Origin of the sequence: Marivibrio sp., assembly GCF_040218065.1 — a bacterium.
In the GTDB taxonomy this organism is placed as follows: domain Bacteria; phylum Pseudomonadota; class Alphaproteobacteria; order UBA8366; family Aestuariispiraceae; genus Marivibrio.
Genome location: NZ_JAVJQE010000009.1, coordinates 180287 through 195012, shown reverse-complemented (window position 1 = coordinate 195012; position 14726 = coordinate 180287). Strand labels below are relative to the sequence as shown.

The 14726-nt window shown below is 68.4% G+C and carries 15 protein-coding genes; 9 read left to right on the top strand and 6 right to left on the bottom strand.

The window, feature by feature from the left end:
* Positions 1-19 precede the first annotated feature (19 nt).
* From RIB45_RS09655 to tssA, 3 genes are read left to right on the top strand one after another with little or no spacing between them, the layout of a single operon-like run.
* Entirely contained in the window at positions 20-934 is a 915-nt protein-coding gene (locus tag RIB45_RS09655) for a DotU family type IV/VI secretion system protein (RefSeq protein WP_350050052.1), read from the top strand.
* Positions 931-5079, top strand: coding sequence for a type VI secretion protein IcmF/TssM N-terminal domain-containing protein (locus RIB45_RS09650; protein WP_350050051.1), 4149 nt, complete (start codon positions 931-933; stop codon positions 5077-5079). Before RIB45_RS09655 ends, RIB45_RS09650 begins: the two co-directional genes overlap by 4 nt.
* A 5-nt stretch (positions 5080-5084) precedes the next feature.
* Positions 5085-6380, top strand: a complete 1296-nt coding sequence (gene tssA / locus RIB45_RS09645) for a type VI secretion system protein TssA (protein WP_350050050.1) — start codon at positions 5085-5087, stop codon at positions 6378-6380.
* Between the two features lie 112 nt (positions 6381-6492).
* Here tssA and rpsU read toward each other — a convergent pair whose 3' ends face one another.
* Complete coding sequence (gene rpsU / locus RIB45_RS09640; RefSeq protein ID WP_210681611.1) at positions 6493-6696, bottom strand: 30S ribosomal protein S21; 204 nt, start codon at positions 6694-6696, stop codon at positions 6493-6495.
* Between the two features lie 230 nt (positions 6697-6926).
* Here rpsU and def point away from each other — a divergent pair, with 230 nt between their 5' ends.
* The 3 genes from def to RIB45_RS09625 are packed head-to-tail and all read left to right on the top strand — an operon-like array spanning position 6927 to position 8572.
* Positions 6927-7517 (top strand): peptide deformylase, encoded by a 591-nt coding sequence (def, locus tag RIB45_RS09635; protein ID WP_350050049.1) that lies wholly within the window; start codon positions 6927-6929, stop codon positions 7515-7517.
* Positions 7507-8190, top strand: coding sequence for a COQ9 family protein (locus RIB45_RS09630; protein ID WP_350050048.1), 684 nt, complete (start codon positions 7507-7509; stop codon positions 8188-8190). Before def ends, RIB45_RS09630 begins: the two co-directional genes overlap by 11 nt.
* A 34-nt stretch (positions 8191-8224) precedes the next feature.
* Complete coding sequence (locus tag RIB45_RS09625) at positions 8225-8572, top strand: hypothetical protein (RefSeq protein ID WP_350050047.1); 348 nt, start codon at positions 8225-8227, stop codon at positions 8570-8572.
* Between the two features lie 10 nt (positions 8573-8582).
* Here RIB45_RS09625 and RIB45_RS09620 read toward each other — a convergent pair whose 3' ends face one another.
* On the bottom strand, positions 8583-9671 hold the full coding sequence (locus RIB45_RS09620; protein ID WP_350050046.1) for a 5-(carboxyamino)imidazole ribonucleotide synthase: 1089 nt from the start codon (positions 9669-9671) through the stop codon (positions 8583-8585).
* Positions 9672-9675: 4 nt separating this feature from the next.
* Entirely contained in the window at positions 9676-10179 is a 504-nt protein-coding gene (gene purE, locus RIB45_RS09615; RefSeq protein WP_350050045.1) for a 5-(carboxyamino)imidazole ribonucleotide mutase, read from the bottom strand.
* A gap of 117 nt (positions 10180-10296) precedes the next feature.
* Here purE and RIB45_RS09610 point away from each other — a divergent pair, with 117 nt between their 5' ends.
* Entirely contained in the window at positions 10297-11178 is an 882-nt protein-coding gene (locus RIB45_RS09610; protein ID WP_350050044.1) for a GGDEF domain-containing protein, read from the top strand.
* Between the two features lie 28 nt (positions 11179-11206).
* Here RIB45_RS09610 and RIB45_RS09605 read toward each other — a convergent pair whose 3' ends face one another.
* Positions 11207-11413 (bottom strand): YdcH family protein, encoded by a 207-nt coding sequence (locus RIB45_RS09605; RefSeq protein ID WP_350050043.1) that lies wholly within the window; start codon positions 11411-11413, stop codon positions 11207-11209.
* Positions 11414-11544: 131 nt separating this feature from the next.
* Here RIB45_RS09605 and RIB45_RS09600 point away from each other — a divergent pair, with 131 nt between their 5' ends.
* A complete protein-coding gene (locus RIB45_RS09600; RefSeq protein WP_350050042.1) occupies positions 11545-12156 on the top strand; it encodes a TIGR02444 family protein in 612 nt (203 codons plus the stop codon).
* A gap of 8 nt (positions 12157-12164) precedes the next feature.
* Here the strand turns inward: RIB45_RS09600 and RIB45_RS09595 are convergent, their stop codons facing one another.
* Positions 12165-12824: an MlaC/ttg2D family ABC transporter substrate-binding protein gene (locus RIB45_RS09595; protein WP_350050041.1), complete on the bottom strand. Its 660-nt coding sequence runs from the start codon at positions 12822-12824 to the stop codon at positions 12165-12167.
* Between the two features lie 21 nt (positions 12825-12845).
* Positions 12846-13703, bottom strand: a complete 858-nt coding sequence (locus RIB45_RS09590; RefSeq protein WP_350050040.1) for an MlaA family lipoprotein — start codon at positions 13701-13703, stop codon at positions 12846-12848.
* Positions 13704-14184: 481 nt separating this feature from the next.
* Here RIB45_RS09590 and RIB45_RS09585 point away from each other — a divergent pair, with 481 nt between their 5' ends.
* On the top strand, positions 14185-14676 hold the full coding sequence (locus RIB45_RS09585; protein WP_350050039.1) for a thioesterase family protein: 492 nt from the start codon (positions 14185-14187) through the stop codon (positions 14674-14676).
* The last annotated feature ends 50 nt before the right edge of the window (positions 14677-14726 follow it).

The following is a 14726-nucleotide window of genomic DNA, read 5'->3' as shown; positions in this document are numbered from 1 at the left end:
GCGGAAAGGCCGGTAGCCCATGCCCCCTTCCGCCGCCGCCCCCGCCGCGACCGGCAGCGCCGGCGCCTACGTGCTGGATCAGTTCCGCGAGTTCTACGACGAGCTGATGCGCCTGCGCGCCGAGGCGTTGAGGGGCGGGCGCGCGCGCGCCGCCGCAGCCAAGAAGGCCGGCGCCAAGAAGCGGCCCGAACCGCCGCCTGAGGGCGTCATCCGCCCGCTGCCGCCGCCCTTGCCGGGCAAGCCGAAGCCGGCCGATCCAGATCCGCCTGAGCCGGAGGAGGACGCCGCCGCGGAGAGCGGCGCGGGCGGCGCGCACCTGAGCGCCGAAGAGGCGCTGCAGCAGTTGCAGTCGCTGCTTGAGATGCAGGCGCTGGAGGCCGGACGGCGCGGCGGCGAATACGGCGTCCTCTATTATAAGGAGGCGCAATACGTGATGGCGGCGCTGGCCGACGAGATCTTTCTGCATCTCGATTGGCCGGGGCGGACGGCGTGGCGCGAGGATTTGCTGGAGACCCGGCTCTTCGGGAGCTACGCCGCCGGCGAGAAGCTGTTCCAGCGCCTCGACCGGCTGCTGCAAAGCGGCGACAGGGTTCAGGCGGAATTGGCGGTCGTCTATTTGCTGGCCCTGTCGCTCGGCTTCCGCGGCAAGTATCGCGGCGCCAAACATGATCAGAAGCTGATCGATTACCGCAAGCAGCTCTACTACTACATTTATCAGCGTCGCCCCGATCTGGCCGATCAGACCCGCCGGCTGACGCCCCAGGCCTACGACCAGACCCAGGGCGAGGCGCGCGCGCGGATGCTGCCGTCGCCGGCGCGTTGGTATTGGCTGTTCGCGGCGGTTCTTCTCGGCTTCATCCTCCTCGGCCACGTTTTGTGGACCGGCGCCGTCCAAGAGTTGGACGCGCTGTTGCGGTCGGGAGGGCCGGGATGACCTGGTTCGATCCGATCTACGATTTCCTGGTGCGCATCATCCCTTACATGCCCGCGATCGTCGGCATGCTGGTTCTGGTCGCGATTTCGCTTCTGTTGGCGTTGTGGCTGTTGGTGCGGCGGTCCAAGAAGAAGGCGGCTGAGACGGAGGCCGACGCCGACCGGCGCGAGGTCGAGCAGATGGACGCGCTGGAGCCGTTCCAGCTGGAGCCCGACGATCTGCCGCTGTTGCCGCTGGGCCGCAGCTTCCGTCACGCGCTGAAACTGCTGAAAGCGCATGTCAGCGGGCGCGACTGGCGGTACGCGATCCCGTGGTATCTGCTGATCGGACCGGAAGGCTCGGGTAAGTCGACGCTCATCCGGAACACGAACATGACGCTGCCGGTCGGCGCGCCCGCGGAGGATTGGGAAGACGTCCGTCCCGCCTGCAAATGGTGGTTCTTCGACCGCGGCGTGGTGCTGGACGTGGCCGGCCAACTGGTGCGCGCGCGCGGCGCCATGACCTCCGACCGTCGAGGCTGGGCGCAGCTGTTGCGGTTGCTTGATCGGCACCGGCCGCGCCGGCCGATCGACGGAGTCGTGCTGACCCTGCCGATCGAGGATCTGCTCGATGCGGAGGGGCGGCCGCGGCCGTCTGACGTGGTCGCCGATCGCGCCGAGGCGCTGTATAAGAAACTGTGGCAGGCGCAGACCAGCTTGGGGCTCGCCTTTCCGGTCTATGTCGTCGTGACCAAGGCCGACCGGCTGGTCGGCTTCAAGAGCTTTGTCGGCGAATTGCCCGAGGCGCAGCATGCCGACATGCTGGGATGGTCCAGCCCCTACAGCTTCGAGACCGAGTTCCGCGCCGACTGGATCGACGAGGCGGTCGACCAGATCGTCCAGGCCGTGCGCAGCGCGCAAATGGAGATCTTCGCCGAGCGCGCGGAGCTGGCGGACGCCGAAGGGCTGTTCCAGCTCCCGGGCGAGATCGCCCAGCTACGCGAGCCTTTGCGCGCTGCATTGCGCCATCTGTTCAAGGCGAGCGCCTATCACGAGGCTTTCTCGCTGCGCGGCGTCTTTCTCGCGGGGGACGGCGGCGCGCCGCCGCCGGCCGGCTTGCGGCCGATCCCCGTTCTGCCCGGCGTCTACAGCGGGCCGAAGGAGGAGATGCGCCCCGTCTTCCTGACGGATCTGTTCGAAGACAAGATTTTCGCCGAGCACGGGGTCGCGCGGCCGGCGAAGCGCGCGTTGTTGTCGCGCAACCGAACCGCATTGACGGCGCAGGTCGCCACGCTGGCGCTCATCGTGCTCGGCGGGATCGGCATGGCGGTCGACTACGGCGCGCTGCGCGCCGGCGTCGCCTCGGTCACGCCGTTCGTGCGGGAGGTTCAGGCCGATATGCGCGAGACCGAGGCGCTGCGTCAGGCCGCGATCGAACGGGGCGAGGCGCCGGTCGGGCGCGGCGGTTTCGACCGAGAAAAGGCGCTGACCCTGCTGGAGGGGATGGCGCGCGTCGAGGCCGGCGGCTTCGCGCGGCCGACCATGCCGACCAGCTGGTTGAGCGCGTTGGACGACCGTGTGACGGCGGTCGCGACCGACGCGTTCAATCTGTTCATCCTGCAGTCGATGCGCGCCGCGCTGCAGCAGCGCGGCGAAGCGCTGGTCGCCGGACGGTTGGACGCCGTCGCCGCCGGGTCCGGCGCCGAATCCGACGGGCGGAGCGCGGCGCGGGCGGAAGGCGGCGGGGCGGAGTTCGAGCGCGGCCCCGCCTTCGAGCGGCTTGAGCGGTTCGTGCGGGAGCTGCGTCGGTTCGAGTCGGCGCTCGATCGCTACAATCACCTGCAGGAACGCCAGGACCTGAACGACGTCAAAGCGTTGGTCGAATATCTCTTCGGCATGACGCTGCCGGCCGATTTTCTGGAGGACGCGGATCTCTATCAGGCGGCGCTGGCGCGCATCGATTATCGGGAACTGGCGTTGCAGCCCTTCCGCGCGCCTGCGGTCGCGCGCTACAACGCCTATCTGGACGAGGCGATTCCAGCGCTGTTCGCCGAGAATCCGCTGATGGTCAATCTGCGCCGGCTCGGGATCTCGCTGGACGATGCGGCCAATCGCCGGTCCAGCGGGGCGGCGTTGCTGGAGGAGATCCGCGCGCGCATCGAAGCGACGCGCGATCAGTTCACTGCGCCGCGCTACGCCTGGATGGAGACCCCGACCTACGACGTCGCGGTCGGTTTCTCCGGCTTTCTCGAACGCGTCGGCGGGTCGGCGCTTCTCGGCGGAGAGTTGGCGGCGGCGTTCGAGCGACGCGCGCGCCTCGGCGTCGAGGATGTGGTCCGAGAACTGCCGACATTGCGCTCGCTCGCCGTCGGGCCGCTTTTGAAGCGCGACGGACAGCGCGCGACGCTTGAGTTCTCCGAGCCTATCGCCGCCCTCGACGGCGTGATCGGGCGGCTCTTCGCGCAGCCCTTCATGGCGGAGGGCGCATTGCAGCCGATGCCGCCGGCCCCGCCGACCGGCGTCCCCGCCTTGTGGCGGCCCGAACGGCTGGACGACGCGCTGGCGCTGATCGACACCTATAACGACTTTATGAGCGCGGACCTCCAGCGCGCGCCGAGCGCCCTTCATTCGATGATCCGCGGCGCGTCAGCCGAGCGCCTGGAGCGCACGGTCAACGACAAGATCGCCCGGGCTCTGGAGGTCGGACGCGACGCGGCCGCCGCCGGCCTGCGCGCCGAGGAGGCGTTGCGCCGCGAGGTTCAGAGCTTCACGGCCGTCGCGCCGGATTTGGCGCGCATCATGGCGGCCTATGACGACCTGGGGCGCGAGGACAGCTTCCTCGACCTGAGCGACTTGGCGGTCGGTCACGCCGTCGGCATGGTGGAGGAAGCCGATTCGCTGTTCGCCCAAGAGGCGTTCTACGAGCCGCAGGGCGGCGATTTTCGCTGGTGGGACGGCGGCGCGCGGATGGCGCTCGAGGCCTACCGCGCCCGCGATCGGTTTGAGCTGATCGACATCTTGGCCCGTCAGCGCGAGCGCATCCAGATCTTGGCCGACCAGTATGTCCGGCCGTTGATCGACTTTCTCGACGCCCGTGAGTTGCGCCTGCCGGAGGCCGCCGACCGGCTGGTTACGAAATGGCGACGCATCGCCGAAGAGCTGCAGAAATACGCGCTGCGTCGGGCCGACAATTCGGTCGCGGAGCTGGAGGGCTTCATCCTGGGGCCGATGATGGAGATCACCTTCGCCACCTGCACTGACGTGCTTGATCGGGCGGGCGCAGGCGAGGCGTCGGGCGGCGGAGATTTCTTCGTCCAGCGCGTGCGCCGGCTTGAAAGGGGGCTTCGCCAGCGCTGCGCCGATCTCGCCGGCGTTCAGGCGCAAACCGCCTACGGCGCCGTCGCCGACGCCTTCGACGAACGTCTGGCCGGACGCTATCCCTTTGTCGCCGACGGGTGGCGCGAGGATATGACCGAGGTGAGCCCGCGCGAATTGGAGGCGTTCTTCGCCGTCTACGACGCCGAGGCCGGACCGGCCAGGCGGGCCCTTGAGGAGGCGGTGGATCTCGGCTTCTCCCGCGATCGGGCGCTCGACTTCCTGGATCGGATGGATCAGGTGCGCGCGCTTTTCGGCCCGTGGCTCGACGCGCCGGGTCCCGACGACGCGCCGGTCTTCGACGTCGCCGCGACGTTCCGGGTCAACCGCGCGCGCGAGGCCGGCGCCAATCAAGTGATCGAGTGGGCGCTGGAGGTCGGGCCGACGCGGCTCGACCAACGCAGCGGGGAGCGCACCGCGCGCTGGAGCCTTGGCGAGCCGGTCGAGATCCTGCTGCGTTGGGCGGAGAATTCGACCGCCGTCCCCGCCGCCACGCCCGATCGACCGAACCTCATCGTCGATCGCCGCACGGTGCGTCTGCGGTACGACAATGCGTGGTCGCTGTTGGAGGCGATCCGCCGTCACCGGGCCGGCTCCGACGATTTCGAGCAATTCGTCGATCCGCGCCCGCACACGCTGCGCGTCGACGCGCCCACGCGGCCGGCGGCCGGCGGGGGGATCGAAACGGCGCGGCTTTTCATTCGGGTCGAGTTGACGGCGCGGGGCGGGGGCGAGGCCCAGCCGGTCGTCGTCCCCGTCTTCCCGACCCGCGCGCCCGAGGTTTTGGAGTAACGAGGATGGCCAAGAAGTCTGCGGCTAAGAAGGCGGCGGCGAAACCGGGAAACGCGAAGAAGGCCGAGCCGGCGAAAGACTCGGCAGCTAGGCTCGAAGCCGAGGCGGCGGCGGCGGCCGCGGGGAAGGGCGCCGCAGTCGCGACGGTGCGCAGCGAGCCGCCCCCGCCGGTGGCAGAGGACGGCCCGCCGGAGGCGGCGTTGGCGGAGATTCCGGGTCCGGACGGGCCTTGCGGCGTCTCGCTGCGCTACGATCCGATATTCGACGAAATCCGCGAGGCCCGACGCGCCGAGGCCGATCTGCCGCAAGGCGTATGGCAGCGCGACTTGAAGCGCGCCGACTGGCGGCACGTGCGCGATCTGTGCTTGGAGGCGCTGGCGACCCGCTCGAAGGATCTGCATCTGGTGTTCTGGCTGACTGAGGCCTGGACCCATCTGGAGGGATTTCGCGGGTTTCGACGCGGGATCGATCTCGCCTGTTCGCTGATCGAAGACTTCTGGGAGGATCTGCACCCGGCGATCGAGGAGGACGGCGATCTCGACTTCCGCCTCGGTCCTGTACAGTGGGCCAACACCCAGTTCGGCCGTCTGCTGCAACTGGTTCCAATTACGCGACCGGAAGGCGACGAGCGGCCCTATGACCTGCACAGCTGGCACGATGTGCTCCGGATCGAGACCTTGCGCGAGCGCGACCCGAAAGCGGCCGAGCGCGAAGGCCGCCGCAAGCCAAGCCGCGGCGCGTTCGAGGCTTCGGTCAGTCTCACGCCCGTATCGTTTTACATCGACTTGGCGACTGTCGCGGAGGCGGCGCTGGGGGAGGTGGAGCGTCTCGATCAGGCGCTCGACGCGCGCGCCGGCAAGCAGGCGCCGAGCCTTGGCCGCATCCGTGCGACCTTGGTCGAGGTCGATGACTTGGCCCGACGCTATCTCGCCGACAAGGGCGGTGAAATGCCGAACGACGGCGTCGACGACGAGGAGGCGCACGCGGCCGAAGCCAACGCCGCAGCCGCGCCTGAGGAGAAGCCGATGAGCGAAAAGAAAGCGACCGCCGGCCCCGCCGCCGCCGGTCCGATCGAGAGCCGCGCCGACGCCTATCGTCGCCTGGCGGAGGCGGCCGACTACCTGATGCGCACCGAGCCGCACAGCCCCGTGCCCTACCTCGTCCGACGCGCGGTGGTGTGGGGGAATATGAGCTTCGGCGAATTGCTGGTCGAGTTGATGGAGAACGGCGGAGATCACCAGCGCGTCCTGCGTCTTCTCGGTCTCGACGAATTCGGACGCCCGCAAGAGAAGAACGAGTAGAGACGGCGACTCCGCCACGGCGGCCCCAACGCAAAAACGCCCCCGACCGGACGGTCGAGAGCGTTGTCGCGGGCGGGTCCGTCAGGACCCGTACCGATGGGCGGCGCGGGCTTTAGAAGCCCTCGCGCTCCAGGCGCTTGCGCAGCAGCTTACGATGCCGGCGCACGGCCTCGGCCCGTTCGCGCGCCTTCTTCTCGGAAGGCTTCTCGAAATGACGACGGAGCTTCATCTCACGGAAGACGCCTTCACGCTGCATCTTCTTCTTCAGAGCGCGAAGCGCTTGGTCGACATTGTTGTCACGAACGATGACTTGCACGGTTTTTCACCCGACCTTTCGGTTTGCGTTGTCTTTCATCCGTCCAGATCGCGCCAACCGCTTGATTTTTCAAGGTTGGACGCAAAAAGACGGCGTCGGCGCACCCCGGGCGCGCCGACAGCTGGCGGGCTTATAGCACCGCCTCCCCCGTTTGTGAAGGGCGAAGCGCAAAGGACGGCCGCGCGCCTGCGGCTTTTGACGCGGGCGCGAACCCGACCCATATTGAGCCCATGTCGATATTGAAGATCGCCAAGATGGGGCATCCGTCGCTCCGCCGCGCCGCCGACACGGTCCCGGATCCCGGCGCGCCGGGCGTCCGGGCGCTGGTCAAGAACATGATCGAGACCATGCAGGACGCCGACGGCACGGGGCTCGCGGCGCCGCAGGTGCACGTGTCGGCGCGCGTCGTGGTCTATTTCGTGGAGGCGTCGGAACGGCGCGGCGCGACGGAGGACGTACCCTTGACGGCGCTGGTCAATCCGCTCGTCACGCCGACGACGGAGGAGCTGGCCTACGACTGGGAGGGCTGCCTGTCCGTTCCCGGGTTGGTCGGCTTGGTGCCGCGACCGACGCGTGTCCATGTCCGGGCGACGACGCCCGACGGGGAGACGATCGACCGCGAAGTAGACGGATTCCACGCCCGCGTCCTGCAGCATGAATGCGACCACCTGGACGGGATCCTCTATCCGCAGCGCATGGACGATCTATCCTTGCTGCTGTTCGCCGATGAGATGCGTCACGGCCCGCCGGAAAAGGCGCGCCGTCTGATGGGATTGGCCCCGCGCAACCCCGCCGACGAGGAGGAAGAGAATGCCGCATGAGCGCGAGCAGGACACGGATGTGAACGCCGTTCGCGACCGGCTGACGGACGCGGTGCTGATGCACGTGCCCTTTGACGGCTGGAGCAAGGCGGCGCTGAAACGCGCGGCCGAGGAGTGCGACGTCGATTGGAGAACGGCCGAGGCGCTGTTCCCTGCCGGCGCGCGCGACCTCGTCAACTGGCACAGCCGCATGGCCGATCGGCGCATGATGGCGGCGCTTGCGGAGAGTTCGCTCGACGAGATGCGCATCCGCGAGCGCATCGCGTATGCGGTGATGACGCGCTTCGAGCAGAACGCCCCGGATCGCGAGGCGATCCGCTCGGCGCTCAGCTTCCTCGCCCTGCCGCAGAACGCGCCGCTGGCCGCCGAACTTCTTTACCGGACTGTGGACGACATCTGGTTCGCCTGCGGCGATCGCTCGACCGACTGGAACTTCTATTCCAAGCGCGGTCTGCTGGCCGGCGTCTATTCCTCGACGCTGATGGTCTGGCTTAACGACGAATCGGAGAACTTCGAGACGACGCGCGCCTTCCTGGACCGCCGGATCGGAAACGTCATGGCGATTCCGAAGATCAAGGGCGGGGCTGAAAAGCTCGGACGGGTCGCGACCTTCATCCCGCGCCGCCTGAAGGCCTTCCGCACTTTCCGGCCCGCCGGCTTCGGGCGCGGCTGAGCCGACCGCCGCGGCGCGCGGGGAGGGCTGGGCGATGTTCAACCACTTCCGCGAGGAGCTGCGCGACGCCGCCAAGGGCGAGCGCAAGGCCGAGGAGGCGCTGCGCGCGCGCAACGTGATCCTGATCGCCGCCGCGGCGATCGCGCCGCTGACGGCGCTGATGTGGATCGCGCTCCTGCTGCTCTGGGACAATGTCGGCGACCCGCCAGGGCTGATGTACGACGCGGCGCTGCTCTACCCGGTGCTGGCGGTCGGCGCGGCGATGATCTCCATGCCGCTGCACCGCCGCGGGCGCTTCTTTCTCTCGTGCCTGATTTCGGCCCTGCCGCTGCTGTGCGTTCTCGCCTATCTCGGCGCCGCGGTCGCCTGGGCGGCGGGGTAGACCGACGCCCTCAGGCGCCGGGCCGCACCCGCGTCACATGCCCCATCTTGCGGCCGGGGCGCGTCTCCGCCTTGCCGTAGAGGTGGAGGCTGGCGTTCGGTTCGGCCAACAGCTCTGGCCAGCGCTCGACCTCGTCGCCGATCAGGTTCTCCATCTCGACCGCGCCGAGGCGCGTCGTCTCGCCGAGCGGCAGGCCGCAGATCGCCCGCACCGTCTGTTCGAACTGCGAGGTGACGCAGCCGTCGATCGTCCAGTGGCCGGAATTGTGCGGGCGCGGGGCGATTTCGTTGGCCAGCACGCGGCCGTCCGGCATGACGAACATCTCGACGGCGAGCAATCCGACATACTCCATCGAGGAGATCACCTTGCAGGCGGTCTCCACCGCGCGCTCGGCGACGTCGGCGTCGATCGGGGCCGGCGCCAGCGTCTTGTGCAGGATGCCGTCGCGATGGCGGTTCTCGACCGGTTCGTAGCAGCGGATGTCGCCCGTCGGCGTCCGGGCCGCGATCACGGAGACCTCGAGCGAGAACGCGACGAAGCCCTCCAGGACCGACCGTTGGCCCTGCACCGCCGCCCAGGCCTGGGCCGGATTGTCGCCCGCGCGAATGACGGCTTGCCCCTTGCCGTCATAGCCGAAGCGGGCGGTCTTGAGCACCGCCGGTCGACCGAGGCGCTCAAGCGCCGCGTTCAGTTCCTCGACATGCGAGACTTCGGCCCACGGCGCGGTCTCGACGCCGGCCTTGTTGAGAAAGGCTTTTTCGAGCGCCCGGTCCTGAGCGATCTTCAGCGCCTCGCCGCCGGGCCGGACCGGCTTCAGACCGGAGAGGAAGTCCACGGCCTCGACCGGGACGTTCTCGAACTCGAGCGTCACGACGTCGACGCCGGCGGCGAACGCGCTCAACGCCTGTCGGTCGTCCCACGACGCGGCGACGTGGTCGGCCACATGGCTCGCCGGGCAGCCTTCCGCCGGCTCGAAAATGCGACAGCGGTAGCCGAGCCGCGCCGCGTCGAGCGCCAGCATCCGACCCAGCTGGCCGCCGCCCAGGACGCCGATCACGGAGCCTGGCGGAATCGGGCGAGCGGCGTCGTCCGACCTCACCGGCTCAGGCCCCGTCCTCGTCGACCGGGGCGTCGGCGACCGCGTCGGTCTGCCGTGCGCGGAAGGCGTCCAACGCCTCCGCCACCCGCGGGTCGGACAGCGCAAGGACCGAGCCGGCGAGCAAGGCGGCGTTGACCGCGCCTGCGCGACCGATGGCGAGCGTGCCGACGGGAACGCCCGCCGGCATCTGTACGATGGAGAGCAGGCTGTCCTGTCCGCTAAGCGCCTTGGATTGGATCGGCACGCCGAATACCGGAAGCGGCGTCATCGACGCCGTCATGCCGGGCAGATGGGCCGCCCCGCCGGCCCCGGCGACGATGACCTTGAGGCCGCGCGCGCGCGCGCCTTGGGCGTATTCCACCAGCCGCTGCGGCGTTCGGTGGGCGGAGACGATGCGCGCCTCATAGGCGACGCCGAGCGCGTCCAGCGTCTCGGCTGCGTGCTTCATGGTGGGCCAGTCCGACTGGCTGCCCATGATGATCCCGACATCCGCCGCGCCTTCGGCCATCTCGCCCCCGCTGTCGACCGGTTGAGCCCGCGCGCCCGCCGGCGCGCCGGAAAGAGGGGAGTATAGGAATCCGCCTGATCCGTGCAAGCCGCGCGCAAAGCGCTTATCTTAGGGGCTATGAAGACGGATGAGACGAATTGGGTGCGCAACCCGCAAGCCCCGCCGCGCCAAACCGGCGCGCCGGGCCTTGAGCAATTGCGCGCTGTCGGCCCGCGCGATCCGGGCGAGCAAGAGGCTGACGCCTTTGAACTCTGGCGCGCGCAGCGCCGCGCCGCGTCGGCCGCAGGCGAGGGGGGCGGGCGCGGCGGCCGCCAGGCGCAAGACGCCTACGCGCGGGCCGGGCGCAGGCGCGACGAGGCCGTTGAGCCGCCGGCCCGCGATCGGGTCGCCATTCACGGCCTCGACGTCGAGTCGCTGCCGGCCCCCGCGGTCCGGGCGCTCGACGAAATGGGCGAGGAGATCGCGCACCTGAACGAAGCGCTCGCCGCTGCGGCGGCGCGCATCGACCGGCTTGAGGAAACGATCGAGCACGATTCGCTGACCGGCCTCTTGGACCGCGCCGGACTGCTCCATGAGATCGCGCACGTCCAATCGCTGGACGCCCGTGAAGGCGCGCGCAGCACGATCGCCCTGATCGATCTGACTCCCGCGCCGGAGGTTCGCCGCCGTTTCGGCCGTCCGGCGATGGAACGGCTGCTGCGCGAGACCGCGGACGCCTTGCGCACGGCGTCCGAGCCCGGCGAAGCGCTGGCGCATCTTGGCGAGGGGGAGTTCGCGATCATCCTGCCCGGTCGTTTCGCCGAGGCGGCCGAAACGCGGCTGCGCACGCTTCTGTCCGCCGCGTTGGCTGAGCCGTTCCGCGTGGAGAGCGCGAGATTCGATCTGGACGCCTCCGTCGGCCTGGCCGCCGCCACGCCAAGAGATCCGCAGGAGGGCGAGGCCGCCCCCGATCCGGAAGCGGTTCTCGCCGCGGCGGATCGGGATCTGCGCTCGGGGTGAGGGCGGAGCCGCGCGCCGGCGGCGGCGATCACGCGATAATGTCGTCGATCAACATGTTTTCGAGCCGCGAAAGCTGATCCTTGATCGCCAGCTTGCGCTTCTTCATCCGCTGCAGTTGCAGCTGGTCGAAGGGCGCGCGTTCAGAGACGCGCGCGATCATATCGTCGAGATCCCGATGCTCGGAGAGCAGCGCGGCGATGCGCGCGCGGATCTCGCGTTCCTCTTGTTCGTCCATGGACGCTTTCGTCGGTCTGATGATCGTGAAGCCGTCGGCGCGGCCGCGCGAGGGACTTATAACAGCGCCGTCGCCCGGAAAGAAGGGGTTTAGCGTTTGCGCGCGGGCGCTTGGCCTGAGACAGTCGCGCCATGAGCGACGAAGACGAGGAAACCCCGATCGAAGCGGCCGCGACCGAGGGCGACGCCGAGCGCCTTTGGCGCTTTGCGTTGGATCTTTACGCCCAGGAGGGCGTGGAGGAGGCGGCGCTCAGCCTGCAGGACCGGCACGGGCTCGACGTGCCGCTGCTGCTGTTGTGCTGTTTCATGGGGCGGCACGGGGTGCGCGCGACCCGCGAGACGATTCAGACGCTGGATCAGCACGCCCGCGCCTGGCGATCGGTCGCGGTCGAACCGTTGCGCGATCTGCGCCGGCGCCTCAAGCAGGACGTGGGCGCGGTCTCCGCCGAGCGGGCCGCGCCGTTCCGCGATCGGGTGAAGGCGCTGGAATTGGAGGCCGAACGGCTGCAGCTGGAGACCTTGTTCCACACGTTGGAGCGGCTGCCCGGCAAAGACGGCCGCGAGGCGGAGCGCGCGGGCCTGATGCGCGTCAATCTGTCGCTGTACGCCGCGCACGCCGGCGTCGATCCCCCGCAAGGCGCGCGCGATCTGATGGAGGTTCTGGTCCGAGGAACGGTGGATATGCTGCTCGGTCCGGAGACCCAGGAGCGGGAGCGGGAGGACGGACCCGAATCCGACGTCTAGCGCCGGAGTCAGCCGTTTTGATAGCGCTCCGCCAGCGCCGCGTTCTGTTTGCGCAACGCGTCGATCAACGCGTCGACCCCGCCGTTGGATCGCATGAAGCCGACATACTCGTCGCGCTGAGTGACCATCATCGAGATGCCTTCGACGACGATGTCGATCACCTTGAACTCGCCGTCCTTCTTGTGCACGCGCCAGTCGACCCGGATCGGGGGCGCGTCGCCCGCCTGCTCGAGCTCGGTCTCGACGATGGTCGTGTCGCGCGATCCCTCGCGCACATTGAGAAGGTCGAGCTGCTGGCCGTCGTAATTGCGGAATCGCCAAGCGTAGTTTTGGACGATGTTGTCCTCCAGCAGGCCCAGGAACTCCTCCATCTGCCGCTCGTCCGCGCGGCGGCGATAGGCGCCGAGAACGAAGCGTCCGACATAGTCGATGTCGAGGCCTTCGTTCAGCAGGGTCCGGAACCGCTCACGCCGCACGTCCGGCTCAAGCGATTTGTCGGTCAGCGCGCCGATCGCCTTGTCGCCGAGTTCGGTGATGAAGGCCCCGGCGTCAGGCGCGCTTCGCTCGGCGGCGAAGGCGGTCGGGAGGGGGCGATCGAGCGTCAGCGGCGCGGCGCCGGCGAGGGCGGTTAGAAGCGCCAATCCAATTGCTTTTAGCGATCGCGTCATGAAGACTCCGCCTCTTCCGGCCTACTCGCTCGCCGCCACCGCGCCATCTTCCTCAAGGAAAGAGTCGAAGCTCATCGACGGCATCGGGGCTGGTTGGTCCGCATCCTGCCGGTTCTCGATCAGCGCTTCGCGCTGCTGACGATAGAGGCTGCGCACGGTCGCGTAAAAGTCGAGCGAGGTTTCCTGAAGATCCTCCAGCTGCCGATAATTGCGCGAGCGCATGTCGACCGCCTCGGTCACGCCGAGGATCAGCCCCGAATACTCCGCCCAATCGCGCGAGGAATTTTCCGCCCAATAGGTGGTCGGCTGCAGGAAACGATCCGCCACGAAGCCGCCAGTGTCCCGCAAATTGGACGGCCCGAGGAAGGGCAGCATCAAGTAGGGACCGCCGTCGACGCCCCAGACGGCGAGCGTCTGGCCGAAGTCTTCCTCGTGGTAGGCCACGCCCGCCTCGCTCGCGGGATCGAATAAGCCGGCGCCGATCAGGGTGTTGAAGATGAAGCGTCCCGCGGTGTCGCCGGCGCGCTCCACCTCTCCCTGCATCAGGTCGTTGGCGAGAATGACCGGCGTTTTCAGATTGCGAAGGAAATTGCGCACGCTATTGCGCACGAGATCGGGGAAAATGAATTCATAGGCCTTGGCGACCGGCCGCAGCAGGAACTCGTCCACGAACATGTTGAATTCGAAGATCGTGCGGTTCATCGGCTCGAGCGGGTCGTTGACCTCCTCATAGGCCGCGCGCTCGTCCGGATCGTCGGGCGGGGTGGCGCAGGCCGCCGCGGTCATCGCCAACATCAAAGCGAGCAGGCCGCGCGCCGCCGCGCGTCGCATGGCCGTCCACCCGATCGCATCGCTGAAAACAGTCAGAGCCCGTTCCACCTTGCACTCCACTTCGTCCGGTCCGCCTCCGGCGCGACCGGCCGTTTCACTCCCCACCGCAGCCGGGCCGCCCCGTCGCCCAGCGCACCGCGGCGCTTCGGTCAGTCGACCCGACTAAAGCGCATCCACCCTAAGGATCAGTTAACCGCAGCGGCCTCGGCGCGCAACCAAGCATGTCGTAAAGCTGAATACGCAGCGTCTCCCGCCTGCGGATCAGACGAGAACGCCTCGTCCCACAGAGCCCGTCGAGCAAGGCCGTCAGCCCAGCGTCGGCGCGGCCTCGCCTAAGTCTAGGCGCACGATCCCCAAGTAGGTTTTGGTTAGCACAGGGTCCGACACGCGTCATGATCCGAGATGACGCGTCCGGTCTTTCAAGACAAACCTGTTGCATTTTTGCCGCTTTTTCCCGATCCCCCGATGCGCTTACGTGGCGGCCTCGCCGGGCGCGCCCGGTCGATCGTCATCTTGAGGAGGTTGGAGCATGCCGGCGCCTGAATTCGATCCCGCCCTCGTGCAAGGGTGGCGCGAGGAGGTTCGGGAGGAGTGGATTGACTACAACGGCCACATGAACGTGGCCTACTACGTTCTGGCTTTCGACCATGCGACCGACCATTTCACCGACGGGATCGGCCTCGACGCCGCCTATCGGGCGGGCGCAAACGCCTCATTCTTCGTCGTCGACATGAACGTGACCTACAAGCGCGAACTGCGCGGCGGCGCGCCGCTCGTCTTCGCCACGCAGCTTCTGGGATTCGATTCGAAGCGGATTCGATTCTTTCATATGATGCACCACGCCGAGGAGGGTTTCCTCGCCGCGACCAACGAGATCTTGACCGTCCATGTCGACATGACGGCGCGGCGCAGCGCGCCCATGCCGGAGTCGGTTCTGGCGAACTTGCGGGACCTGAGCGACCGTCAGGCCCCCCTTCCGACGCCTGAAGGGGCGGGACGGGTTATCGGGTTGCGCCGTTAAGACGCGGAACCCCGGCAAATCGCTTGTGAGCGCGCGTCGATTTGCTAGCA